Source organism: Streptomyces sp. NPDC012769, from assembly GCF_042901205.1.
GTDB lineage: Bacteria > Actinomycetota > Actinomycetes > Streptomycetales > Streptomycetaceae > Streptomyces.
Map to the genome: position 1 here is coordinate 1 of NZ_JBIBCP010000001.1, position 24,331 is coordinate 24,331.

At 67.3% G+C, this 24,331-nt stretch carries 21 protein-coding genes and 4 pseudogenes; 12 read left to right on the top strand and 13 right to left on the bottom strand.

Annotated elements, in window-relative coordinates:
• On the top strand, window positions 1-1,431 hold a 1,431-nt coding region (locus ACFY7C_RS00005; RefSeq protein WP_389641368.1), incomplete at its 5' end, for an RHS repeat-associated core domain-containing protein.
• Between the two features lie 5 nt (window positions 1,432-1,436).
• Window positions 1,437-2,033 (top strand): SMI1/KNR4 family protein, encoded by a 597-nt coding sequence (locus ACFY7C_RS00010; protein ID WP_389641370.1) that lies wholly within the window; start codon window positions 1,437-1,439, stop codon window positions 2,031-2,033.
• Window positions 2,034-2,147: 114 nt separating this feature from the next.
• Here ACFY7C_RS00010 and ACFY7C_RS00015 read toward each other — a convergent pair whose 3' ends face one another.
• From ACFY7C_RS00015 to ACFY7C_RS00025, 3 genes and pseudogenes are all read right to left on the bottom strand, one after another.
• On the bottom strand, window positions 2,148-2,684 hold the full coding sequence (locus ACFY7C_RS00015; protein WP_389641372.1) for a hypothetical protein: 537 nt from the start codon (window positions 2,682-2,684) through the stop codon (window positions 2,148-2,150).
• A gap of 760 nt (window positions 2,685-3,444) precedes the next feature.
• Window positions 3,445-3,690: a hypothetical protein gene (locus tag ACFY7C_RS00020; RefSeq protein WP_389641374.1), complete on the bottom strand. Its 246-nt coding sequence runs from the start codon at window positions 3,688-3,690 to the stop codon at window positions 3,445-3,447.
• 211 nt (window positions 3,691-3,901) lie between these two features.
• Window positions 3,902-4,174, bottom strand: a pseudogene (locus ACFY7C_RS00025) (transposase); the annotation flags it as partial.
• A gap of 182 nt (window positions 4,175-4,356) precedes the next feature.
• Here ACFY7C_RS00025 and ACFY7C_RS00030 point away from each other — a divergent pair.
• The 5 genes and pseudogenes from ACFY7C_RS00030 to ACFY7C_RS00050 all read left to right on the top strand — a co-directional run.
• Window positions 4,357-4,527, top strand: a pseudogene (locus ACFY7C_RS00030) (IS5/IS1182 family transposase); the annotation flags it as partial.
• 73 nt (window positions 4,528-4,600) lie between these two features.
• A complete protein-coding gene (locus ACFY7C_RS00035) occupies window positions 4,601-5,203 on the top strand; it encodes a GNAT family N-acetyltransferase (RefSeq protein ID WP_389641376.1) in 603 nt (200 codons plus the stop codon).
• 126 nt (window positions 5,204-5,329) lie between these two features.
• Window positions 5,330-5,902: pseudogene (locus ACFY7C_RS00040) on the top strand (IS630 family transposase); the annotation flags it as partial.
• Between the two features lie 384 nt (window positions 5,903-6,286).
• Window positions 6,287-7,288, top strand: a complete 1,002-nt coding sequence (locus tag ACFY7C_RS00045) for an ArsR/SmtB family transcription factor (protein WP_389641378.1) — start codon at window positions 6,287-6,289, stop codon at window positions 7,286-7,288.
• 212 nt (window positions 7,289-7,500) lie between these two features.
• A complete protein-coding gene (locus tag ACFY7C_RS00050) occupies window positions 7,501-8,040 on the top strand; it encodes an RICIN domain-containing protein (RefSeq protein ID WP_389641380.1) in 540 nt (179 codons plus the stop codon).
• A gap of 82 nt (window positions 8,041-8,122) precedes the next feature.
• On the opposite strand, the gene ACFY7C_RS00055 is transcribed toward ACFY7C_RS00050, so the two are convergent.
• The gene (locus tag ACFY7C_RS00055; protein ID WP_389641382.1) at window positions 8,123-8,737 is read right to left on the bottom strand and encodes a TIGR03086 family metal-binding protein; all 615 of its coding nucleotides are present in this window, start codon (window positions 8,735-8,737) and stop codon (window positions 8,123-8,125) included.
• A 62-nt stretch (window positions 8,738-8,799) separates the two neighbouring features.
• Between ACFY7C_RS00055 and ACFY7C_RS00060 the strand changes: the two genes are divergently transcribed.
• Window positions 8,800-9,756 (top strand): helix-turn-helix transcriptional regulator, encoded by a 957-nt coding sequence (locus ACFY7C_RS00060; RefSeq protein WP_389641384.1) that lies wholly within the window; start codon window positions 8,800-8,802, stop codon window positions 9,754-9,756.
• A gap of 165 nt (window positions 9,757-9,921) precedes the next feature.
• Here the strand turns inward: ACFY7C_RS00060 and ACFY7C_RS00065 are convergent, their stop codons facing one another.
• The 6 genes from ACFY7C_RS00065 to ACFY7C_RS00090 all read right to left on the bottom strand — a co-directional run bounded on the left by ACFY7C_RS00065 (window position 9,922) and on the right by ACFY7C_RS00090 (window position 15,974).
• The gene (locus ACFY7C_RS00065) at window positions 9,922-11,127 is read right to left on the bottom strand and encodes a cytochrome P450 (protein WP_389641386.1); all 1,206 of its coding nucleotides are present in this window, start codon (window positions 11,125-11,127) and stop codon (window positions 9,922-9,924) included.
• Window positions 11,127-11,462 carry a hypothetical protein gene (locus ACFY7C_RS00070; RefSeq protein ID WP_389645827.1) on the bottom strand — a complete coding sequence of 112 codons (336 nt, stop codon included), beginning with the start codon at window positions 11,460-11,462 and terminating at the stop codon, window positions 11,127-11,129. The genes ACFY7C_RS00065 and ACFY7C_RS00070 overlap by 1 nt, the downstream gene beginning before the upstream one ends.
• A 68-nt stretch (window positions 11,463-11,530) precedes the next feature.
• A complete protein-coding gene (locus tag ACFY7C_RS00075) occupies window positions 11,531-12,583 on the bottom strand; it encodes a type III polyketide synthase (RefSeq protein WP_389641388.1) in 1,053 nt (350 codons plus the stop codon).
• Between the two features lie 786 nt (window positions 12,584-13,369).
• Window positions 13,370-13,882, bottom strand: a complete 513-nt coding sequence (locus ACFY7C_RS00080) for a hypothetical protein (RefSeq protein ID WP_389641390.1) — start codon at window positions 13,880-13,882, stop codon at window positions 13,370-13,372.
• Window positions 13,883-14,494: 612 nt separating this feature from the next.
• The gene (locus ACFY7C_RS00085) at window positions 14,495-15,172 is read right to left on the bottom strand and encodes a hypothetical protein (RefSeq protein ID WP_389641392.1); all 678 of its coding nucleotides are present in this window, start codon (window positions 15,170-15,172) and stop codon (window positions 14,495-14,497) included.
• Window positions 15,156-15,974: a serine/threonine-protein kinase gene (locus tag ACFY7C_RS00090; RefSeq protein ID WP_389641394.1), complete on the bottom strand. Its 819-nt coding sequence runs from the start codon at window positions 15,972-15,974 to the stop codon at window positions 15,156-15,158. Before ACFY7C_RS00090 ends, ACFY7C_RS00085 begins: the two co-directional genes overlap by 17 nt.
• Before the next feature lie 232 nt (window positions 15,975-16,206).
• On the opposite strand from ACFY7C_RS00090, the gene ACFY7C_RS00095 reads away from it, so the two are divergent.
• Both ACFY7C_RS00095 and ACFY7C_RS00100 read left to right on the top strand, forming a co-directional pair.
• Window positions 16,207-16,500: a hypothetical protein gene (locus ACFY7C_RS00095; protein ID WP_389641396.1), complete on the top strand. Its 294-nt coding sequence runs from the start codon at window positions 16,207-16,209 to the stop codon at window positions 16,498-16,500.
• A gap of 30 nt (window positions 16,501-16,530) precedes the next feature.
• Window positions 16,531-16,916 (top strand): annotated as a pseudogene (locus tag ACFY7C_RS00100) (IS5 family transposase); the annotation flags it as partial.
• A gap of 480 nt (window positions 16,917-17,396) precedes the next feature.
• Here ACFY7C_RS00100 and ACFY7C_RS00105 read toward each other — a convergent pair.
• Window positions 17,397-19,481, bottom strand: coding sequence for an FG-GAP-like repeat-containing protein (locus ACFY7C_RS00105; RefSeq protein ID WP_389641398.1), 2,085 nt, complete (start codon window positions 19,479-19,481; stop codon window positions 17,397-17,399).
• A gap of 1,940 nt (window positions 19,482-21,421) precedes the next feature.
• Here ACFY7C_RS00105 and ACFY7C_RS00110 point away from each other — a divergent pair.
• Window positions 21,422-21,601, top strand: coding sequence for a DddA-like double-stranded DNA deaminase toxin (locus tag ACFY7C_RS00110; protein WP_389641400.1), 180 nt, complete (start codon window positions 21,422-21,424; stop codon window positions 21,599-21,601).
• A gap of 100 nt (window positions 21,602-21,701) precedes the next feature.
• Here ACFY7C_RS00110 and ACFY7C_RS00115 read toward each other — a convergent pair whose 3' ends face one another.
• Both ACFY7C_RS00115 and ACFY7C_RS00120 read right to left on the bottom strand, forming a co-directional pair.
• The gene (locus tag ACFY7C_RS00115) at window positions 21,702-22,202 is read right to left on the bottom strand and encodes a hypothetical protein (RefSeq protein ID WP_389641402.1); all 501 of its coding nucleotides are present in this window, start codon (window positions 22,200-22,202) and stop codon (window positions 21,702-21,704) included.
• A gap of 54 nt (window positions 22,203-22,256) precedes the next feature.
• Window positions 22,257-23,110 (bottom strand): IS5 family transposase gene (locus ACFY7C_RS00120; protein WP_389641404.1). Its coding sequence is split into 2 segments (ribosomal slippage): window positions 22,257-22,762 and window positions 22,762-23,110, totalling 855 coding nucleotides; the frame shifts between segments, so codons are not numbered across the junction.
• Window positions 23,111-23,537: 427 nt separating this feature from the next.
• Here ACFY7C_RS00120 and ACFY7C_RS00125 point away from each other — a divergent pair.
• Window positions 23,538-23,789: an Imm1 family immunity protein gene (locus tag ACFY7C_RS00125; RefSeq protein ID WP_389641406.1), complete on the top strand. Its 252-nt coding sequence runs from the start codon at window positions 23,538-23,540 to the stop codon at window positions 23,787-23,789.
• Window positions 23,790-24,331: the final 542 nt, after the last annotated feature.

The window sequence follows — 24,331 nt, forward strand, 5'->3', positions numbered from 1 at the left end:
GCCACCCCGTCGGTCGGCTACCAGTCCGGCTGGACGGACTCGTCCACGGGCGAAGTCAACATGGCGGCGCGCTGGTACCAGCCGGGCACCGGCGGTTTCACCAGCCGCGACACCTGGCAGCTCGACCCGGACCCCTCGGTCCAGGCCAACCGCTACACGTACGGCAACGCCAGCCCCCTCAACGGCACCGACCCTGACGGCCACCGGGTCAGGATGGACGGCGGCAGCGGTTCCACGGGCACGACGGTGCCGTACCGGCCCTGGACGCCGCCCCGGGAGACGGTCACCGCCGATGAGATGCGCGCCAGCATGCAGCGGTGGTCCGGTAGCCCGCAGGTGTCCAGCCCGAACCGGTACAACAACGTCAAGAGGCGGCACGGCTCGGTCGACAACGACTGGGGAAGCTCCTCCAGCTCGTCGAGCCGGCCCGGCTACAGCGGCCTGAACTGTGACAAGTACTGGTACAAGGAGGCTTGCGGCGGCAGGGGCTCGCGGGCTGACTACCGCACCACCACCCGCACGGAAATCGGCACCGCGGCCAGTGGTTCGCGCGGCGGTAGCGGTGGCGGCGGGGGTGGTGGTGGCGGCTGTGGTGCCCGGTGCCGCACGTATGTCAGCGCGGCCCCGCCTCCGCCGCCGATCGACCAGAACCCCAACAACGGCAAGAGCCCCGTCCCGGCGCCCAAGCACATCGTCGAAATCGCGACCGGCGCAATCGCCGACGCGGCGTGGACCCTGGCCGACGGTTGGGCCCAGGTGTTCACTGCCCAAGCCGTGACGGGGATGCTGACCTCGGGCGCCCAGTTCACTCCGAGCCAGTCCGTCGCAATCCTGCCGGCCCCCGTGAACGTATTCGGCGGCAAGAACGGCGGACGTGATCGAAACGACCAGAAGTGCGACGACGGCCCGGGTGTGAGCGAGACCGGCCACGCCGTCTACCTGCCACGCGAGCGCTACTACGACGACCACGAGGGTAGCTATCAGTGCCGGGCGACAGGTGTCTACGGACTCCTGGACATGAGTGACTACAACAAGGGCCGGAAGCACCCGGGGACGAACACCAACGGTTCCACCCGTCCGCCCGGCATGAACGAGATCGATGCGCAGGGCCACACGCCTGCGAACGGTCACCTGATTCCGGCTGCGGCAAAAGGCTCCGGGATCGATCTCCGCAACCTTGTGGCTGAGTACGAGGAGACCAATACCCCCTACCTCAACCACGGTGTGGAGAAGGAGATCAGAAACACGATCAAGTCCGGCAAGAAGCTGTCCATCTCGGTGATTCCGCACTACGGAAATGCGAAGTCGGGCATTCCCACGACTCTCGAGTACAACTACGGAGTCCCCGGAGAGTGGATGAAACATTGTGTGATCCGTCAGTCCCCGACAGGCGGGACCACGACCGGCAGCGCAGACTGCCCGAGAAGGTGATCTCCATGACAGGTGAGTTTCTCGACCGAGTGCTGGCGATGCTGGGGGACCCGCCTCGGGAGCATGCGGACCCCGCTGCCTGGTCCGGGCTGGAAGCGGAGCTGGGTTTCTCGCTCCCGAAGGATTACAAGGTGATCGTGGACGCCTATGCTCCGGTCAAGCTGAATCACCATCTCTATCTCGACCATCCGGCAACGGATCGCTGGAACCTCACAGCCGGCATCCGACAGACGTCGGAGGCGTGGGCTCAAGTCCCTTGGGACGATGATGTCGACGGAGATCCTCGTATTGCCCTGGGGCTTGACGAGATGGAGTTCGGGACACCGAGAGGGCTCACGCCCATCGCTTCCGCGGATAGTGGCCAGACTGTCTTCCTTGCGCGCAAGGACTCGCGTGATCTGCTCTTCGTCGAGGACGGTGACGGCGAGTTCTTCGAGTACTCCATGAGTTTCTCCGAATGGTTGTTCCGGTACCTGATCGGAGAAGACATGTCCGGTCCGGGTTCCTCCTATTTCTACCCGGGTCCGGTCGTACTGGAGTCAAGGCCCATGCAGCCGGGTGAGCAGGTGATACGCCGACAGGGCCCGGACCGGGGCATGTAATCACCACCTGAGACTGGTCCTGCGCCATCGGACTCGTCTCGATGACCCAGCTGTCAAGAACCTTCGCCCCACCGATCTCGTCATCGGTGGGGCGAAGCGTTTCCCGAGCCGGAATCAGGCGCGCCGGGCCACCCGAACCCCGGGGCGACATGTGGACCGGACGCAGTTCCAGCCGGGGCCGGCGATCCGGCTGGCGGTGAGCCCCGCAGGGAGGGTGCCCTGGACGGTGACCGTCGTGCCGTCCGTGGGAGCGGACCCGTCGTTGCGGACGGTGAGGGTGTACTCGCCCCGGCCGCCGCGGATGAAGTTCCCGGTGTGGGTCTTGTCGATCGTCAGGGACGGCCCCGGGGTCGGGATGCCACCGCCGTCCTTGTACCGGGCCAGTGCGAAGTCGCCCGTGGCACTCCCGGCACCTCCCGCGGCGACGATCCTGCCAACGGACTGGACGGACACGGCATTGGCCCCGTCGCTGCCGGCGAAGAAGTCGGTGCTCACCCTGCCGTCGGCGCCGAAGCCCGCATCCAAGCTGCCGTCACTGTTGTAGCGAGCCACCGCCCGTGATAGCGACTTGCCAATGCCGGCGGCGTAGCTGGGGCTGCCCTCGGGCGCGGACGGCCGCGTCGATGCGTGCGGAAACGTCGGCGCGCGCATGCTTGCGAGCGCCGCGGTGTATCCGTAGACAGGGTCGTCGTCCCAGGTCCGACCGACGACGGGCTGACCGTCGGCGCGGAGCGAGTCAAGTGTCCGGGATCGCACGGGAGTCTGGGGCGCCGCCCATTCCGGACACGAACGGCGCATGCACCGGCTGCCACAACCGCAGCAACGGCAACCTCCGCCTCATCGACTATGAGGCCGGGGAACAATGCCGCCGTCCCGGGATCACCATCACGTGGGGCGCGTCAGGACCGCAGGGACCGGCTGGCCCACAGGGACCCGCGGGCGCACAGGGACCATGGCCGTCTGCCCGCCGGGCCAGCCGGGCCCTTCCTGCCACGCTGCCGCAGAACTGACGTGGCCGCGCGCGCCCATGCGCTTCACACTGGCGTCCGGGGTGAGCGTCGCCATCCTTAGGGTTCGACCGTAATTACATTACCCGTAGACCCACACCCAATTGGATCCGGAATCTGCCGCATCCAGTTCATGCATGTCGACTATCCGATGTGCCGTGCTCGAGAGACTGGCACACGACCGGAACGCCTTCCAGGGAACGGCCTCAGGAAATGGCCCCGTCCACTGCTTCCCGTCCACAGCGAATACGTATGCGTACCACCATCGATTGAAGTTGTGGTTTCCGTGCCATACTACCTTCGATGTCAGAGGTTCAATGTTGTACCATCCTGTTTTTTCCCACTCTGACCCGTCGCAGTTGGGGTGCCACCATTCAAACGCTGCGCTAATTCTGACCGTGTGATTATTCAGAATGGTGATCATCAGGATCCCTGCCCCGCGGAGTTCGGCGAGTGGTGTTTCCTGGGAATCTGATATCCTTGCCGGTTTCTTCGACGGCCAGATAGGAGGTCTCGCCTTCGCCCTCCAGCGCCCGCCGCAGGTCCTCTTCTTCAACGTCAGTTGTCGATTCCTCCGGCCCTGAGTCGGCATCCATGTGGCGTTCCAATCCGACTGTTTCGGCATGTCTTGCGGGAGAGTGCTTCTTCACCAGTTTGCGCTTTCCTGCACGCCCTGCAACTGGGGTGGGGGGTCGAGCTCGGGGGTTGAGGAACGTCGCTGCGAAGGCCAGGCGCTTGTACTCTCCGTGACCACCTGCTGCAGATAATGGTCCCCGTTATCTGAGGGAACACTTCAGGGTGGGTTCACTACCAATGCTCCGGCAATCGCCCACCCGGGGAGGCAAGGCTTTAGACGTCGTTTCAGTTGGTGAGTCTGCGGTAGCTGATGAGGGCTGCGGCGATGGCGACGAAGGCAAGGAAGTGCTCAGCCTTGCGCTCGTAGCGGCGGTGGAGCCGACGGCATCCTGCAAGCCAGGACACCGTGCGCTCGATCACCCAGCGGTGGCGGCCGAGCCGTTGTGAGGACTCGATGCCCTTGCGGGCGATGCGGTGACGGATCCGGCGTTTGCGTAGCCATTTCCGCAGGTGGTCGTAGTCGTAGCTCTTGTCGGCATGCAGCTTGGCCGGCCGTCTGCCACAAACCACGAACGACCCAACAGCCCCAAAAGAAACGACGTCTTGGGCCGTCTCTTCCTGATCTTGCAGGGCTCCCGACTCCCGACACCGGACGCCGCTCGTTGATCCGACCTGATCCGAAGGAAACGGCCTAGCCGCCAGCGGCAGGACGGAGCTCCGGCTGCTCCTCAAGCCTTCGAGGAGTCCCGCCTGGCTTCGACGCCGAGACGTACAAGGAACGCAACACCGTTGAACGGTGCATCGCCCGGCTCAAGCAGTGGCGCGGCATGGCCATGCGAACCGACAAGCTGGCCATCGCGTATCAGGCTGCACTCCACCTGGCTGCCATCCTTATCTGGGCTCGCCGCTGACCAGGCATGACGACGCGCCACTGAGCAGAGAAACGCGGTGGTCCCAGCCTGAAGGTACCCATAGCATCCGCCTATGACTGAAAGCATCAGGGTTGCAGGCGACGAGCATGAGGCAGAGGCCGAAAGGGAGCTTTCCTGGCGGGCCAAGTCCGTCGGCCTCGCAGCACTCGACATAGACGACGCCGAGCTCATACACAGCTGGAGATCCGATCCCGTAGCCGCCCACCACATAGGCATCTGGCCACGCTCACTCACCGCCGTGCGCGCGCGCATCGAGCGCGACATCGAGGACGACGATCGCGACGACTTCCTCATCTACCCCTCCGGCAGCGCCCCTGTCGGCTACGTCGCACTGACCAGCCAGAACATCGTCAACGGCACAGCCCAGGTCGAGCTGATGCTCGCTGCTCAACATCGCGGGCAAGGCCACGGCACCGCTGCCCTGGACGCCGTGGTGGACCTCGCCTTCGGCGAACTTCCGATGTATCGGCTCACGGCAGAAACGCACACCGACAACACCCCCGCGCTGGCCGTCCTTGCCAAGTCCGGGTTCACCCAGGAAGGAGTCAGCCGCGCCGCCTGCCTCCACCGCGGCCGCCGCCACGACCTCGCCGTGTTCTCGCTACTCCGCCCCGAGTGGGAAGAGCTGAACCGTCCTCGTGCCTGGGACGCCTGACTGCGGAGCACTTGTTCAACACTCGGCTCAGCCAGGCGCCACACTCGTCAGAGCATCAAACAGACAGGGCCTAGATGTGTTGTTCGGGGACGTTGGTGACACGCGTGCTTGGTTCTTGAACTGGGTATGAGTCGTCCGGGTCGGAAGATTCCGCCGTTGTCGGTCACTGATGCCCAGCGGGCGGTGCTGGAGGGCTGGTTACGTCGCCGGACGACGGCCCAGGCCCTGGCCAGAGGTCGCGGATTGTGCTGGAGTGCTCCGAGGGTCACTCGATCATGGAGGTGTCCCGCCGGCTGCGTATCGCTCCGGACACGGTCCGCACCTGGCGGCGGCGCTGCATCGAGCGGGGCCTGGATGGCTTGTGTGACGACCCGAGGCCAGGCGTCCCGAGGAAGATCACCGACGCTGACGTCGAACGGGTCATCGTCAAGACGCTCGAGGAGACCCCGAAGAACGCCACGCACTGGTCGACCATGTCGATGGCCGCGGCCCCGGGAATGTCGCAGTCGACCGTCTCCCGGACCTGGCGGGCGTCCGCGCTGGCGCCGCACCGGTCGCAGACTTCTCTGCTGTCGACGGATCCGCTGTTCATCGACAAAGGTCCGTGACGTCGTGGGTCTGTATCTTGATCCGCCGGAGAAGGCGCTTGTTCTCTGCGTGGACGAGAAGTCGCAGATCCAGGCCCTGGACCGGTCCCAGAGTACGGCGAGATCGAACTCGTCCAGGGCAGGACGAACGGCCCGGACGGCACCGACGCGGCCCCGCTCGGCCGCCTCCTCAACCGGGCCCGACACCAAGGCCCGGAAGGACGCGGAGGTCCCCCGTGAGGGCATCGCCGTCCGCAGGCAACCGACCGTGACCCGCCGGGCGGCGGATACGAGCGCTGGGCGACCAGACGGGTCCGTGTGGGCCGGGGCAAGGGAGCGAGCCCAGCCCTTCGACGCAGCGGTGTCGCGTAAGTCACGGCCGACGGAGTAGGGGGCTTCGGGTCGCGGGGCGTCTGGCCTGATTGGTCGTTGTACGGCCACCGGCCCGCAAGCGAGACTGATGTGTGCGAACGGGAACGCGGGGACGGAATGTTCGGTGAAACGGATCCACTTCACGGGCCGGGACCTGATGCGGATCCGAGTGGCCGGGACGATCGGTGCGGCGGCCGAGACGTTCGACAGCGTGAAGCTGCTGCACGCCCCTGAGGTCGGCCTCGGTTTCCGGCGCTGGCAGGTTTCCGTACGGGGCCGCCTGGACGAACGGGCACGTCCCCTCCTCGCGCTGCTGCCGTCCCTGGGGCCCGATGTCGACGTGAGGAGCCTGGCCGGCGACTCGGCGTGCATCGAGGAGGCGGTGGACCGGCTGCTCGGCGCTCCCCGGAATCTGCGCCGCCTCGAGTTCGAGAACATCCGCTTCCGTCCCGCGCACCGCGTCTGGGCCCGCAATCTGGTGGACGGCGACCGTGAAGCATGGCTCCAGGTCACCGCGGCCTTACGGGCATGCCACGGCGTGACCGTCGCCCCGTACTGGGTCGGGGTGCGCACGCATCTGGCCGAGGTCCGCGCCACGTATGCGAACGCGATGGCCGAAGGCGGGGTCGAGCACCTGCTGAAGATCCTGTGCGGCCCGATGCTCCGCTGGCGGCCGCCGGTCCTCGAACTGGAGCATCCGCACGAGGCGGACGTCCACCTGAGCGGACGCGGTCTCGTCATCGCCCCCACGATGTTCTCCGCCGGGCGGGCCGAGCTGATGCAGCCCACGCTGAACCCGACCGAGGCCCCCGTCCTCGCCGTCCCGACTGTCACCGACGCCCTGGTGGGCAGCACGCTGTGGGAGGGCAGCGGCGCGTCCACCGGTCAGGCGCTGGAGGACCTGCTGGGACGTACACGCGCCGCGATCCTGGAGGCGGTGGCGGTCGGTCGTGGCACCACGGATCTGGCACGTCGGCTCGGCATCTCGCCGGCGACCGTGAGCCACCACACCTCCGTGCTCCGCAACGCCGGCCTGGTCACCACTCGACGCGAAGGCAAGGCGGTCCTCCACAGCGTGACGTCGATGGGCATGGCCTTGCTGGAGCCGGGCGCGCGCCCCCTCTGACCGACCACCCCCGGACGGCCGCCAGGCCACATTCCACGCCAATCGCTCCGGTGCTTTCGACGGGGATCGAAAGCTTGGCCTCGCCACCGATCCCCGACCTACGGTGAGCCCGCGTCAACCGGCCACGCCACGAGTCGACCGGCGTGCCGCAGAGCCGTTTGACGAAGGGCCACCGGAGTCACTCGCGGTGGCATGACGAGAGGAGAAGAGAGATGCGTCTGCGTTCCTTCCACAAGGGGACCCTCGCGCTTCTGGCCGCGGCCGGATTCCTTGCCGCCGGCACCACGACGGTTTCGGCGCAACCGGTCACCCGGCCGGCCGCACACGCCGATACGGCCACGACCGCCGGTGCCCTGCGTACGACGGGCACCGATGCCGGTGTCCTGCGCGCGACCGACGTGGTCCAGACGTTCGCGAACATGGCCACCGGATCCTGCCTCGACGACAGCCAGCAGTACGGCCTGCGCGGCTACGGCTGCAACGGCGGGGTCTACCAGAAGTGGAACGTGCACGTCTGGAACGACGGCACCCGTCAGCTCCGGAACCTCGCGACCAACGAGTGCCTCTACGACGACGGCGTCACACTCGCCACCCGGGCCTGCAACTCGTCGCGCGAGCAGAGCTGGTTCGCGCACAAGAGCGGTGACCAGGTGACCTTCCAGAGCCAGGCCACGGGCGAGTGCCTGGACGACAGCCCGTACGGACTGCGGACGATCCAGTGCTACTACAACCGTAACCAGACCTGGCGCTGAGCCAGGACCCGACCGGCCCTGCCTGAACGTGCGGGGAGGGCGACCCCGGCCAGGGGGCCGCCCTCCCTGATGCGGATGCTGATTACGGCTTGCGTCCGCACCACGCCACGAGGCGGTCGATGGCCGGCGCGTCCGCGTCGACGTCCACCGCTGCCCCGAACGGCGCACCGTCACGCGGCCCGGTGGGCAGCCCGCGCCTCATGGCTGCGTACGAGATCGCGACGAGCTCGGGGTCCCAGTCCGGGAGTTGGCCGGTCGCGGTGGCCATGTCCCAGGTGTGCACGGTGAATTCCGAGGTCCAGACAGCTGCGGCGGCCGCGCCCGAGAGGCTGCCGAACGGCAGTGTCAGCGTCCGGCCCAGGATCGCGGGATCCGCCCACGCCGCCTCGACCTCACGCACCGCGGCGTCCCACGCCTCCTGCCATTCGGTGTCCGCGAGGTCGTCGGCGACCGTGGGGAGACTCATCACGTCACCGCCGCGCCCGGCGAGGGCGATCCGGCGCAGGACCGCGACGAGGTGCCCGGCCAGCCTCCGGACGGTGAATTCGGTGCAGGGCGTGGGCCCGTCGAACTGCTCGGGCCGGACTGCGGCGACGGTGCGTCCGGCCAGCGCGATGGCCTTCAGCAGGCCCAGGCGAGGGTCGTCGGTGGCGTCGGGGGTGACAGTGGGCCGTGGGGTGTTCTCGGTGTGCGTCATGAGCTCATCCTGAAAGCTGAACAGGTCATCTCCTGGCCACTTTCCGGAGGAGAATGGTCGGCATGAGAGCCGATCGTCTGGTGGCGACCCTGCTGTTCCTCCAAACACGCACCCGTGTGACCGTGGCCGAGGTCGCCGCCGAACTCGAAGTGTCGCCGCGGACCGCACGCCGCGACCTGGAGGCCCTGTCCACCGCGGGCATCCCCGTCTACTCCCAGCGGGGTCGCGGCGGCGGCTGGTCGCTGGTCGGCGGCGCCCGTACGGACCTCACCGGGCTGAACACCGAGGAGATCCGGGCACTGTTCCTGCTCGCGGGCCCTTCGTCCACCGCGCCCGAACTCCGTACGGCACTGCGCAAGTTGGTACGTGCGCTGCCCGCACCCCTGCGACCGGGGGCCGAGGCCGCGTCGCGGGCCGGACATACCGACGGCACGGACTGGTCGGGCGCCGACGTCACGGCCCTCGGGCCGCACCTCGACGCGCTCCGGCGGGCCGTGGTGGACGGCATCCAGGTGCGGCTCGGGTACGCCGGGCCCGGCAAGCGCGTCGGCGTGCGAACCGTCCATCCGCTGGGTCTCGTGGCCAAAGCGGGGCGCGACTACCTCGTCGCCGAGACGGAGCGGGGCTTGCGGACCTTCCGGCTCAGCCGGGTCACCTCGGTCGAGTCGACCGGCGAGCCCGTCGTACGGCCGCACGGCTTCGACCTTCCCACGGCCTGGCGTTCGTTCGCGGCACGTTTGGAGGAGCGGCTGTACGCGGCGACGGTTCGGGCCCGGGTCGAGCCAGGTGCCATGGCGATCCTGGAGCGGCTGTTCGACGGGCGCCTGCACGTCGGTCCGATGCTCCCCGACGGGTGGACGGAGATACGGGTCGACGGGCCGACGCCGGAGGTCGTCGCGACACAGCTGGCCGGGCTTGGGGCACGCATCGAGGTGCTGGAACCGCCGGAGGCAAGGGAGCGGCTCGCACGTCTGGCGGTTGAGCTGGCCGGTGTGTACGGGCCGCCGGGCTCTTTGTGAGCGAAAGGTGGCGCGCTGACCCTACGGGTGACCTCCGACAGTTCCAGAGGCAGGCTGACCTCCACCCGGCGGACGGGGTGGGCAGGCACCGACCACCGGCCCACACACGATACGGCCGGCCGCTGCCGGACCGCCGGTCCGCGGCCCCGGCTCCGTCCCGTGGGCCTACCAGGTCACCGGCAGTCCCACCGGCCCGCGGATGAGCACGTCCTTCTGCCAGACCACCTCGCCCGGAGCGACGGCCAGCCGCAGGTCCGGCAGCCGCTCGACCAGCGTGGTCAGGAGCAGCTCCGCCTCCAGCCGGGCCAGCAACGGTGCCACGCAGTGGTGGGGACCGTAGCCGAAGGCCAGGTGGGGCCGGCCCTGGCGGTCGATGTCGATGCGGCCCGGGTCGGGGTAGCATGACTCGTCCCAGTTGGCCGCCACGTACGAGACGTACACGGCCTCGCCCCGGCGGATCTTGACCCCGCCCACCTCGACGTCCTCGGTGGCGACGCGTGGCTGTCCCACGCCGTGCTTGTGCGGAATCCAGCGCAGCAGTTCCTCCACCGCCGCCGGCACGGCTCGCGGGTCCGACCGAAGCCGGCTCATCAGGCTGTCGTCGGTCAGGAGTACGTACATCATGTTCGAGGTGTGGTTGCGGACGGCGTGCCAGCCGTTCAGCCCCATCAGCACCGCCAGGGCGAGCATTTCCTCTTCCTCGATCCGGCCACTCGCGACCGCGGCTGCCAAGGTGCTCGTGAGATCGTCCTGCGGCCGGGCCCGGCGCTCCCGGGCCAGCTCGCGGAACAAGGCGCGGGCGTCCTCCTTGGCCTGACGGGCCCGCTCGACGCCTGCCTCGTCCGTCGCTCTCGTCAGCACGGTGTCCGCCCAGACGCGCAGCCGCGGCCGGTCGGCCTCCGGCACGCCCAGCACCGCTCCGATGACGTGCAGCGGGAACGGCGAGGTCACCTGCCCTACGAGGTCCGCGGACGGCCCGGACGCCACCATGCGGTCGATCAGGTCGTCGAGGACAGCCTGTGCGCGCGGACGCAGCGCCGCCATGCCCGAGCGGTTGAACGACGAGGAGACCACGGAACGGACCCGGGTGTGGTCGGGGGGATCCACGAAGCTGACCGCACGGTCCAGCGGCACGAGGTACCGGTTCATGCTCGGCAGCGGCCGGCCGACGATGTCCCGGCTGAACCGGGGGTCGGAGGTGACGAACCGGACCACGTCGTGCCGCGTCGCCAGCCAGCACTCACCAGGAGTCCCGTGCGGCAGCCGGACCCGGACGACCGGCGCTTCCCGCAGTGCCTCGCGGAGGAACGGGTCGAAGTCCAGCGCCGCCAGGTCCACGGCCTCGTACACGGGTGGAGCGGTGTCCCGCATCACTGGCTCCTCGCCGACCGGTCGTGGCGCAGCGGGGTGAGCTGCTCGATGTCGTAGCGGCGGCGCAGGGCCGCGACGGCGGTGCGGTCGGTGGGTCCGTCGGCGGACAGGATGTCCATGAGCTCCTCGAAATACCGCTCGTGGTCCGGCGGCGGGGACGACTGGAAGAACATCCTCGCCGGAGCCTCGGTGGGATTGGCGAACGCGTGCGGGCAGCCCGGCGGTACCACGACCTCGAAGCTCGATGCACTGCGCGACTGTTCGCCGGTCACCTTGAACGTCACCTGCTGCGCGGCGGTGCGCAGCGTGCGGCCACCGCCGGGCGGCACGATCAGGCCGCCAGGTGGCCGCGGGACCGTGGGGGATGTGGCGGATGTGGTCGTGGTGTTCGGTTCGGGAAGGGTCACGGCGTACGGCTCCAGCGGCCCAGTGTCATCTCGGCGGTGATGCCCGGCCCAAATCCGGCCAGCAGGCCGCGCGCCCGATCGGCGGCGCCACCCTCGTCGAACAGGCGGCGCAGCGCGTCCAGTACGACGACGCTCGCCACGTTTCCGTACTCGGTGAGCGTGGCCCGGCTGAAGCGGAAGGCGTCCGGGGGCACGCCCAGGAACTTGCTGAGGTCGTCGAGGATCCGTGGCCCCCCGGCGTGCACGATGTAGAAGTCGAGGTCGGACGCCTCCCAGCCGTGTCCGTCGGCGAGGGCTCGCAGCGCGGGGGCGAGCGGCTCCATGGTGCCGGGCACCCGCTTGTCGAGCAGGAAGTGGAAGCCGGTGGCGCGTACGTCGTACGCGATCCAGTCCTCGGTGCCCGGGATCAGGTACGTGCCGTTCCGCTCCAGGTGGATGCCGGCTCCGCCCGTCCCGCGGACCACCGCGGCGGCCACACCGTCGCCGAACAGGCCGTTGGACAGCAGTGATCCGATGCCGATGTCGGTGGGCTGGTAGCACAGGGAGCAGAACTCACAGGCCACGATCAGCGCGTTCGCCTCCGGGTAGGCCGTGCAGAAGTCGTGCGCCCGGTTGATCGCGGCGCCGCCGGCCGCGCAGCCCAGCTGGGCGATCGGCAACTGCCGGGTGGTGGAGGGAAATCCCATCGAGTTGATGAGCCAGGCGGTGAGCGAGGGCATCATGAACCCGGTGCAGGACACGTAGATGATCAGGTCGATGTCGGCGGCACGCACCCCGGCGTCCTCAAGCGCCCGTCGTACGACCAGGGGCACGCGGGCCTTGGCCTCTGCCGCGTAGAGCCGGTTGCGCTCTTCGAAACCCGGATGCGCGAGCGTCTCTTCGACCGGTTGCACCAGATGGCGGGTCCGTACCCCGGTGTTCTCGATCAGGCGCAGCGAGAGGCTCAGTCGGGGGTGGCCGGCATGGCGCGAGCGCGCGAGCTCGAGCGTCTCCTCCATGGTGATCACGTACTCCGGAACTGACACGGCAGGCCGACATAACGTCGCCATGCGACACCCTCTTCCCCACGGGCCACCAGCGCGCCCGGTCCGACTCAACCCGCTGAGTAACGATCACCCTCGGTCTGGGTCACAGCGGTCCGCAGCCGGCACCGCGGCGGGGAACGACGTTTGGCAATGAGACGGTGGCAGCAAGACCGCCGGGTCATGCCGAGCGGCGAGGCACAGCGCCAGACTCCGCGAGCCCGGAATGATCCGAAAGGCAGGCGCCGGCTCACTCGAGCAGGGCCGTACTCAGTGACATCCGACCCAGAGAGCTCTCCGGCCTGGCTGCTGCGGCCAGGGCGGATCGAGTGCCTCGCCATGTAGGGGACAGTGTCCGCGATTCAGGCGCGCTCACCGGGCTGGTCCTCCCCGGCGACGGAGGCCGCCACCGGCAGCGCGCCTTCCGAGATGCGCCGGCGCCCGTGCACGGTTGGCTCCCCGACCGTCCGGATCACGATGCGGAGGTCGCCGCCATCACCTCCGCATCCATGAGGTCTCGTCGCTCAGGGGCATTGCTCCACGAACGCGGGTGTACCAGCCTCGTATCTCGCCTTTGGATGAGGCTCAGCGGTCGGCCGTCATCGGCCAAGGTCGAAGCGCGCCCGCCCGGCCACCCCATCAGTTGGCCGGGCGCTGGTGCTTTCCCGCGCCGACCGTTCGGCTCGGCCCACACCAGCACGATCAGGCAGCCCAGGCCCCTCGTTGCCCACAGCAATCGATCGGGGAACGAAGAGCAACGATGGCCGTTTTCACGGCTCTGACCGCAGTTCCGTGAAGAGCCTTCCTGCCGGCTCAGCGAGAGCGGCGGCGGCGGTGATACGCGAACGTCAATGCGAGCAGCAGGGGGCCCCACAAGGTGAATAGGCCACTGACCGTCATCGCCAGCACGTCCCAGCCCTCGGCGTACGGGAAGCCGTCGGCGCCGTTGATACGGAAGGCCCCGAACGCCCAGTGGACCATCAAGGCGGTGAACAACAGGCCGGCGATCGTCGCGGGGAGGATCACTGCGAAGGGCGGTATTCGTCTGCCGCCCAGCTTGGGAACCCAGGTGGGCACGACCTCACCCCACCGGCGAACCAGTCCGAGGCTGAGCAGGGCGAACGCCTCTGACAGGACGCTGAGTCCGACGACGTAGGGAATGTTCCACGGTGAAGAGGGCAGGACCTCCCCGCCCATTCCGTAGCCGAAGGCGATCGGCAGACGCCACAGGCACACCGGCAGTGCGACCAGAGGCATCGCATGCGCTGCGCCGGCAGCCCACCGGGGAACGGGCCGTTCCGTGGCTGTTCTGCTGATGTGCGCCATGGGGGTTGTCATGCCTTCACCCTGGCTCGGCAGCTCACGAGCCGGATCCGCTCAGCGGACGATCCTCCTCCGCCGGAAGGGCGAGGGACGCGGAGCAGAAGTCCGACCACCTCACCGTCATCGGCCACGGCACGGCCGGGTTTCACGAAAACACGGACAGAGCCGAGATCGAGCACCACCACCTCGACCATCCCATTCCTGCCCTCCTCCATCCCGGCTTGACCCTCCGGACACAACAAGGGGCGGCCGCCCTGATCTCCGGGCGGCCGCCCCTTCTACCGCCAACGCTTTGCCCGGAAGTCCGCCGCCGCTTCGCGCCAGGACGGCGGCGCTTCGACCCTCAGTCACACCAGTCGGCCGACACCGCGAGGAAATGCCACGCTCGTGAGACTGGCGGGTGTACCACCCGACCGCGACAGGGAAGAGCCGCAGGTCCGCAGACACAGCCGTGCCACGGATCGCGAGGTCCTCCACGAAGTCAGTCGTGTGCAGCGCCCTGAACTGGGTCGACTGCCTTGGATGTCAACACCAGAGCTGGACCGGCTCGGGTGAGGGCAGCGTGCACCCGCCGGTGGCTATGGCGTCAACTCGGCCATGACCTGATACGTCCCGTTATGCGAGAGGCATCCAGAGCCCCAGCATCACGGCCACACAGACGCCGGCGAGGAGCAGTGAGGCTCTTGCGGCAGAACGGAAGGACTCCGGTCTGTCCCGTGCTGCGCGGAAGCCGATCTGCAGCAGAAAGCCACCCACCGCACAACCCGAACCCATGCTCGTCACCGCAAACGACAGAGCCTCCTCGTCGTTCGCGACGAACTGGCCATCTCCGGCGAGTGAGTCGCGGTGGGTGAGAATGGCCCCGATCAGGACCGCGAGGCTGATCACGAGCCCGATGAGCCCCACCGCGATCCCCGTCCCCCCGGTCATCCTCGGCTTGGTGCCCGACAGGTCCGTACTCAGGACCACGTATCTGCCCTGCGTGCGGGCGAACAGGTGCACCGTGGAGCCGGGGCCGACCCGGGCCGTAATCGGCTCGCCGCGACCGGGCAGCGTGGCTCGAGCCCGCTCGCAGCGCACATCGTGCACTCCGGGCTCGACCTTAACGGTGTTGCTGACGCCGCTCTGGACATTGACACACCAGGCGCCATGGACGATGACCTTGAGCCGCACCCCACTCCGATTGATGACCCGCAGCGCTCCCCGCTCCTCCGTTCGCGGGGACGGCGCCTCGGACGGGGCGTGCGCCACCTTTTCCGTGATCACCGCCGTGGACTCACCGCCGCGCAGCATGTCCAGGGCCGCCGTGACGGTCGGGCGGTCGCCGGGCTCCTTGGCCAGCAGACGGATGGTCAGAGGGGCGGGGGGCGCCGGCCCGCTCCGGAGGCGGGGCCTGAGCCAATGCCACCGCCGCCAGAGTCGCGGTCGGGGTATCCCGCCGAAACGGTGAGACGCCCTCCACTGCCTGGTACAGCGTCGCTCCCAGCGAGAACAGATCACCGGCCGTCTCATCGATGCCGTTCAACCGCTCTGGTGCCATGTATTCGGCGGAGCCGATGACCCCACCGGTGGAGGTAAGCGCGGTGTCCGTCTGATGCACGGAGATACCAAAGTCGGTCAGCAACACCTGTCCGTCGGGGGTGAGCATCGCATTGGCCGGCTTCACATCCCGATGCACGATCCCCATCACGTGGGCCGCACCCAACGTCTTCAGCAAAGCGCCAGCCGCCTCGGCCACGCGCGGCGCGGGCAATGGCCCCTCCGCGCACAGGCGCCCCCCCAGGGAACACCCGTCGACCAGCCGCATCACCGTCCACGGCACGCCGTTCTCGACCACCACATCGTGGACGGCAACGATGTGCGGATGGTCCCGCGACTTCGCCGCGTTACGTGCCTCACGCGTAGCACGGGCCACCCGCTCGCGATGTTCCTCGTCCGAGCCGGCCGGCGGCAGCCAGATCTCCTTGATCGCCACGTCCACGCCCAACGTCTCGTCGTACGCGGCCCACACCCGCCCGAACCCACCAGACGCCAGCCCCTCGACAAGCCGATAACGCCCACCGACGACTCGTCCTACCCTCGCTTCCCCTGCCAACCCGCCGCCCCTAACTCCTAGTTCAGCGCGATCGTGCTCAGCGTACGGACACGATACCGAGCATCAATTGACAAACCCCCCGTCACGTTGGTGGCCGCGGGAGAGGGACCACGACCAGAGAGCTGATGAAGATGGTGACTGCATCGTGCGAGATCTAGGCAGTCTCTTACGGATCACCGCCCAAGCTCCGGGCTGTCGGTGGTGGGATGGCGTCATGCGACCTGAGCATTGTGTGACCAGGAACCACGTCGAGGTGTGGCATGAACGTGTGGTGCCGTCGGGGCCAGAACGGATCAGGTACTGGACGGTGCTGCGCGGCTCGCTCCTGCCGATCCTCGTCTGGACTGGGGTCGCGTGCTTCGCGTACTTCGTCTACAACTCGCTCGTAGCGGTGGTCCTAGGTGGGCTCTTCGCGTTGTCGTTCATCGTGGGGTTCGGGCTCCGCCGCAGGGCAAAGCACTCGGTTCGCTGCAGCGTCTACGGTGCGCTGGGTGGAGTGCTCGACAAGTCGATGGCCGGGTTCTGAGGCGTTGCGGCGGAGGGGGCCCGTCGTTGTATCGGGCGTGTTGACCGATACCCAGGGGCCAGGATCGAGCCTCTGTTGCCGGACCGGACTCCTCGCCGAGGTGGACGATGGCGTGATCACCGGCAGGTGATCGATGCAATCGCCTGGAAGTACCGGACGGGATCTCCGTGGATGGACCTGCCTGCGGAGTTCGGCTCGCGGAAGGGTTCCTACAGCCGCCTGCGAGACTGGGCGCTCGACGGGACTTGGGAGCGAGTGTTCACCGCCCTGCTGACCCAGGCGGACGCCGATGAGAACCTGAGCTGGGTGGTGTCCGTCGACTCCACGGTCGTTCGAGCCCATCTGCACGTAGCCGGAGCCCGCAAAAGGGGGCTCCGGCTGACGAGCCCGCTGACCACGCCATCGGCCGCTCCCGACGTCGCCTGATGGGGCGGCACGCCCCGCGCCGCGCCCGCATCGTCTTCTACGACGTGGCGCAGGAGCAGATCGAGAAGATGACCGAGGCCGAGCGCCTGCGACTGGACCCCGTGCTGGTGCCCTCTCCAGGAACCCGGAGATCGGCGTGCTGTCGAAGCACGGCGCGATCCGCGAGCACCGCGAGGGCGGTGTCCGCATCCTGTACGTGCCGATAGCCCTCGGCACGCTTGTGCTCGTCGCCTATGTCGAGACGGACTGATCGCTCCCGGCTTCGTACTGCTATCGCAGCGGCGGTATCGCGCCCACCTGTCCCGGCTCATCCGACCACGAGCATCCGGACGGCGTGGACTGCGGTCTCGAGGTCACTGTTGCTGAGGATCCACGACAGTGATCGCGGTAGTCGGTAGGTCCTTCCCGTGCCTCCTGCTGAAAGCCCCACCCTCTGGAGGGGTGGGGCTTTCAGCAGGTGCGAGGTGGCTCTATCCGAAGGCAATCTTGTCGGTCCACAGCCCGTCAGTCCAGATGACGGTGCTGTATGAGGCTACGTGGGATGTGCGTCCTCCTCGGACGAAGCGGACGGCGCCGGTCTTGTACATGCACCAGAAGTCGGGGATGCCGTCGCCGCCGGCTTCCGGGTTGCCGGTGTCCGGGGCAGCCATGAACAGGGGGATCTCGGTCGGCTGCCAGCCGGACGCGAGGCTGTAGACGGGGTCCGTCGGGGTGGCGGGGGCCGCTGCGGAGGCGAGGGACAAGAGGTCGGTGCCCGTACCGGAGGTATTGGGCTTGCCCTCACGGCGTCGGAGTTCGCCCGCGGTGTTGTTGCGGAAGATGAGGTCGAGGACGCCGTCTCCGCTGATGTCGTTGGCGATGAAGATGTCACGGTCGGACCAGGAGCCGTAGATCAGCCGGGTCGCCTGGTCGAAGGTGGCTCCGCTGTATCCGGTGAAGGCCCACAGGCTGCCGTCCTGCGTTGTGGCGAGCACGTCCGGGCGTCCGTCGCCTGTGGCGTCGCCGACGGCCACGATCTGGTCGAAGGTCGAGGGCGCGGGGGCGTTGGCGGGCATTTCGATGTCGATGCGCTGGTCGACGTTGAAGGTGCCGTAGCCGTCACCCGGGTAGATGTAGAGGCCTCCGTCGGGGCTGACCGCGAGCAGGTCGTTCATGCCGTCACCGGGGTAGGTGTCGTTGAAGTGGGTGATCGGCACGGGCTTGCTGGTGGTGGCGTTGTAACAGTAGCCGGGCGGGTTGAGCGTCTTGTCGGTGGTGTAGGAGCCCGGCACACAGGCTTGCAGTTCGCCGTTCGGTCCGCCGGGGCAGGTCAGCAGGTTGCCCTTGGTGTTGATGGTCAGCAGGTCGGGGATGCCGTCGCCGTTGACGTCGCCGGGAGCGTCGGCGGTGTCGCGCGGCTGCATGTAGAAGGTGTAGTCGGTCCGGGCACTGATGTTGCCGACATTGTCGAGGGCGAAGACCTGCAGCACGTTCGGGCCGGCGTGCGGGGGCTTGAGAGCCGACAGAGTGAGTGTCCCATCGCTGTTGGCGGCGGGGTCAGGTGAGACGAAGGTGCCGTCGAAGCCGTAGCGGAACTTCGTGGCGCCCTGGGAGGTGAAGGTGATGGCGCCGGTGCCGCCGAACTTCACCGTGGCCCAGGTGGCGCCGTCGTCCGTGGCCTGCTTGAACACCTCGCTGGTGACGACCGGCTGCGGCGGCGAGACCGCGTCGATCGTGAGCCGGCAGGTGTTGCCGCCGCCGGGATAGACGGCGGAGTAGGCACCGGAGTGGTCCTCGGCGCGTACCTCCCACGCGTAGGTCGCCTTGTCTTCCAGCGGGAAGGTACTGGGAATGGTGAGAGTGGCCTTACCGCCGCTGGCGGGAGTGACCAGAGTCTCGGCCGGGACGGCGGTGCCAGCCTTCCAGAAGCGGAAGCGCAGGCTCTTGAGGTTGCCGTCCGGGTCGGAGCCGGTGGCAGACAAAATGATGTTGGTTTTGCCGACCTTTACTCCTTCGCCCGTTCCGACGGAGCACGTTCCGCCAGGAGTCGAGGAGACGGCGGTGGGGGTGCCGGGGGGCCGGTTGAAGGTGACTTCCAGGACGGCGGAGGTCGCCTGGAACTTGCGCCAGGTCTGGGTGTCGCCTTCGCTGGTCGCCCGCATGCCGAGGGTGATGTTCGACCAGCCGCCGGTGGCGGGCTTCTGGGCGGCGACCTTCACGTTGAAGGCTTCGTACTCGTCGGGGCAGGAGGTCGAGGACCAGCCGTGCGCGAAGGACTTCCTCTGCAGTTCCGTCTGCGAGCTCGGCTGGGCGTTCCAGGTCGTGCCGGAGGAGATCGGGCCGGTGAGCCAGAACTGGAATTCCCGTGTCGTGCAGGACCAGGAGTGGTTGTTGAGCACCTTGAAGGTGGCGGCGCTGATCGTGGCGCCCTTGAGGCTGCTGGAGAAGCCCATGCGCCAGAACGAGCGGGCGGTTCCGCCGGTCTCGTTCTCGGAACCGACGCGGGCGTCGGAGGTTCCCGAGGAGAAGTTGGTGCCGTTGTAGAAGCTGCTGTTCGGGTACGGCTTATAGGCCACCGTCCAGGCCTGCCAGCCGGCATTGAGGGTGGGGTCGACCCCTTGGGGTCGAGGACCAGGACGCGTTCGGGGCTCGTGTCGTGGCTGAAGGTGGCCGTGTCCGAGCGCAGCCCGTACGACACCTTCGCCAGCGCCGCGCTCTTGGCGGCTTCGGGGGTTTTGACGATGAGGAGCTGGGCGAAGCCGCCCTCTTCGCGGGCAACAACGAGGAGGTCGACTCCGGGGAACACCTCGGAGTACAGCGCACGCGGTCCGGAGAGCACAGGCTCGGGCAGAGGTCCGGGCCAGGTGTAGGAGATGGCGTGGCCGCGGATCGTCACGCGGGCTAGCACGGTCTCCTCGGCGGGCGCTTCTTCAGCGCGCGGGGTGAGCGGAACGCGGAGGTATGAGCGGTCGGCCCGGGCGGACCGCTGCTTGCTGCCGCTGGCGAAGCGCACAGGGTACGCCGCGTTCACGGGCACGATACCGAGGCCGTCCTTGGCCTTGTCCGTCCGCTTCAGCGTGTTGTCGATGGGCGCCCAGTGCCCCTGCGCGTTCTTTGCCCGCTGGGGCAGGGCGTGGATCTGGCTGCGGAGCTGGCCGGTGGGCAACGCCCAGGTCTGCGACGTGGCCGTGGTTGCGGTGTCCACCAGGACGTTCTTGCCGGTGCGGACGGCTTCCGTCATGGCGGCGGCCTCGTCGCGCGGACCCGTGGAGACCGGCTTGGCGTCAGTTGCGCGTCCTCCGGCAGTCGGTGGCGGACCTTCAGGCTGCCACCAGGGCAACAGGCTGACCGTGAGTGCAGCCAGCAGGAGGCCGAGAGTCAGAGACAGCCGAGTGCGGGTGCGCACGAAGGGGCTGAGAAAACGAGGCGGCGCGGACACGGCGGTCTACTCCCGTGGGAACCAAGCGGATGGGGACAGCACAGACAGCCCCATACGGCAGCCCGCGGGGCAGAGAACGCCAGACTCGATCACACGTTCGACACGGGTCGGTACCCTTCTGAGGAGCGGGCAAGGCGCGGCCCCTGTGGCCGCGCCTTGCCCGCTTCCCTACGGGCCGGGCCATTATAAGGCGCACTAAATAGGAACGGCGATAATTTGAATCCGTACACGATCATTGGTATCACCGATTGGGCTAATCTCGAAAATGCTGACGGCTCGGCCTTCCCGGACACGCCGGCCAAGCTTCGCGATTTGACGTCCGGTGACCCTTCGGCGGTAACGAGTTCACTCAACCACCTCTATAACGCCCTTCTCAACGATGGCGTGGTGTATTCTGCAACCGTGCCAGCTTTCAGGTATGTTGCCGCGCTTTTGGGTGACCGGTCAAGTCGAGCCGCACTTGCCCCCCCGTGGGAAGGGGTAAAATTCCCACTTCGAGGCAACCTTCTTACGTGGCTAGCCAATGTGGCCTTTGATGTCAGCGCTGGACAGGAGCAACGCATCCGGGAGTGGGGAAAGTATCCACCGTCCGAGCCATTCCCTAACTTCATAAACATTAGGAATACTTACCCGGAAGCTTTTCCGAGTGCTGCCTCCTACTTCGATGACCCTGATTTGAGAGTAGTGGAGGCGGCCCTTGTTGCCGCCATTCGATTCTCGGAGTCCCCGGAATTGGCGATGCATCGCAAGGGACTGAGTCACTTGGTGGAGAATATCCTAGCGAAAAGCTCCACTGAACGGCATAGAAATTTGGCCTCTGAGGCGCTAAATACCTGGAGGCAAGGGCGCTTGTTGATTGCATCGCACACTGATCCGCTCCCCTCCGAGGAGTATGGGATGGTTCATAATCCGCAGGGAAATCAGGGATCAGTTGACGAGCCGCCATTTTAGTAAATGGAGAGTTGGTTGGTCAGTTTTTGCGAGCGAGGCGGAATGTGAGAGACCCCACCGGTAGCCAGGTGCGGATCGCCTCCGAGCTGTAGCCCTTGTCGCCGAGGACGTGATCGGGCCTGGCACATGAAGCGCAGAGGGATTACAAGCGCCACCGTAGTGATCAACCACCGCGGTGGACCCTGCAGCGGCGACTTCTCCTGTACGAGTGCGGTCTCGGCCATCCAGCCGGTGGGACCCACACTGAATGTACTGTTTCCTGATGGGCAAGGTGGGCTTAGAACTCCTAACGGAATGACACGTTGAGGTCGGCTCCTGGTAGCGAGGTGCCGTCGGTAAGCACGGGGCGATGGGCTTCGATCTTCTCTGCAGCAAGTCGCCAGGCGCTGTGTGCCGGTGCGAGAAGTCAATCCTGCGCGAGCTGGAGTCGTCCGAGAGAGCGCTCATCGGCGAGCCACTCATCGGCCTCGTGGTCGGCGATGAGGCCACGCAGTCCCGCCCGCAGCTCAGGGTCCAGGTGATCGCAGGCGGCTGTGAACGTCCGCACGTCGTCGGCGCTGGCCAGCAGGGTCAAAAGCTGGAGGACCTGGCCGCTGTGGTCACGCGGGATGCTCAGGAGATCGGCAGCTGCCAGGACCGTGCCTCTGACAAGATCCCGACTGGGGAAGCGCTGCAAGGCACCGTAAACGGCTTGGTGGGCGCCGTAGTCCTCCTCCGCGCGGAGCGAAGCGATCAGGACACAAGCAGCGCGGGGACCCTCGGTGCCGTCAACCATGTCCGCAAGCGCCACATATCGGTCGTAGCGGCGTCCGGCCTCGTCGTCGGATACGGAGGAGTCGCCGTCCTGAACGAGATCGCCCGTGGCCAGCAGCTCTTGCCGCCATGCATTGAAGTCACCGAACGGCATAACTGCTCCCCTCGTAGCTGCCCGCGGGATCGACGGCGGGCTCGATCTCGGACACTACCGAGCACGCGTTCGGCGGCCTTCCGGCGGGTGCACGATGACAAGCTGTGACAGGCGTCGCCAGCAGATGAGTGCGCATCCCAGGGTAAGGAAGCCTTCGTGGACGTCGTCGCGGATCTCCCAGCGGATCCGCAGGCGGCGGAACCAGTGCAGATGAGCGAAGGTGCGCTCCACAACCCAGCGTTGGGTTCCGAGTCCGGAGCCGTGTTCGGTGCCTCGCCGTGCGATCAGTGGCTTCGTGCCGAGCGCGCGGACGAGGCGGCGGTACTTGTCGTGGTCGTAGCCGCGGTCACCAAGCACGACGTCGGGGCGGCGGCGGGGTCGGCCACGCTTGCCCCGGACGGGCGGCACTGCTTGAAGCAGTGGAATGAGCTGGGTGACGTCGTTGCGGTTGCCGCCGGTCAGGGTGACGGCGAGCGGGATGCCGGTGGCGTCCGTGATCAAGTGGTGTTTGCTGCCCGTCCTGCCCCGGTCGACGGGGCTTCGTCCCGTCTTGGAGCCCCTTTAAACGCCCGGATGTGGGAGCCGTCGACTGCGGCTCGAGAAAAGTCCAGGGCGTCCGCGCTGCGGAGCTTGGCCAAGAGCGCTACGTGGAGCCGGCGCCACACGCCGGCCTCGGTCCACTCGGCCAGGCGACTCCAACACGTCATGCCCGAACCGAAGCCGAGCTCCTGCGGCAGGTGTTCCCAGGCGATCCCGGTATGCAGGACGAACAGGATGCCCTGAAACACCAGTCGGTCCGGATGACGCTTCCGCCCGGGATGACGAGTGCGACGTTCGACTTTCGGCAGCAGCGGTTCAATCACCGCCCACAGTTCGTCCTCAACATGCCACAGCTTCGGCCGAGCCACCTCGCACCCACGGATCAACGCGCTCTGAGCGATCCAACCACCCCGAAGATCATTTCGTCAGGAGTTCTTACTCACGCCCCCCTCCACGGCAGGCGGCGCTCGTGACGGCACTCACGAAGATGGGAGAAGAGAAGGTGATCCTTAGCGTCGCTTTCGGCGGCCAGCGGCGCTACGCCGAGACATCGCAGGACAAGCGCCGACTCATCACCGAGATCATGGAGACGCTTGAGGGTGAAGGCGGAGAAGGCCGCTCTCGGTCACCAGGCGGGGACGCTTGGTGCAGCCTTGCTGAGCAGCGGCACAGCGAGGAGAACCGTGTCGCGGACAACTTCCTTCGCGTTGCGGTCAACCGGACAACGGGCTACGGCGCTCTGATTTGGTTCGTCACTGAGGGCAGTCCACGGAAGGGCGACATCTACGAACAGGTGTGGGTGTCCAACAACCCGGAGCCCCCAGGTTTCGACCCGCGCGTCGTGTCGGATCCCGGCTACCCCTGTTCCACGATCCGTGCAGCACTCTTCCTCTGGCTCAGGTCCGCGCCGCTCTGGAGCAGTTCTGCCAGGCAGACACGGGAGAGCGGCCCGACTGCATCAGCTGGGTACCCGGGCACATGAACGGGCAGCGGCTCGACAGGCCGTCCGCTCTGGAGAGCGTGGAAACCTCGGATCCCTTCGCGTAGCCCACGAGCACGGTGAGCAGATTCACCCGTTCCACCGGTCCAGCCTAGTGTCATGGCTCGCTGCGCGTAACACAGAAGCCCCACCAGTACAATCTGGTGTGGCTTCGTCGTACCGCGCGCTCTCGCAGCCACCTCTCACTCGCCGACGTCTTTGGGCACGCGCCGGTTGGCCGGGCGCGGACTCTGCCGCTCCAGGCGGGATTTGCAATCCCGCACCAGCGCCGTTCAAGCCGGAAAGGGCAACTCGCCATGACCCCTCGAGTCGGCGACGAAGTACTGGTCTCCTGTGATCCGGCCAGCGCGAGAGTCGTTAAAATCAATGCACGCTACGTCACTCTCGAGTGGCCGTGGGGCACGATTGATAATTCGTCGCGGTATCGCTGGGATGGAACCTACCTGCTCCCTGCCGATTCGTCTTCGGAGGAATGGGTTCCCTACCACATCGAACCGGCATGCTCCGAGCTTAACGTCGGAGATTTCTGCAGGGTCTCAATCCCCTTGACGCGGCTCTATGTCGGGCACTATGAGGAGTACGACCCTCC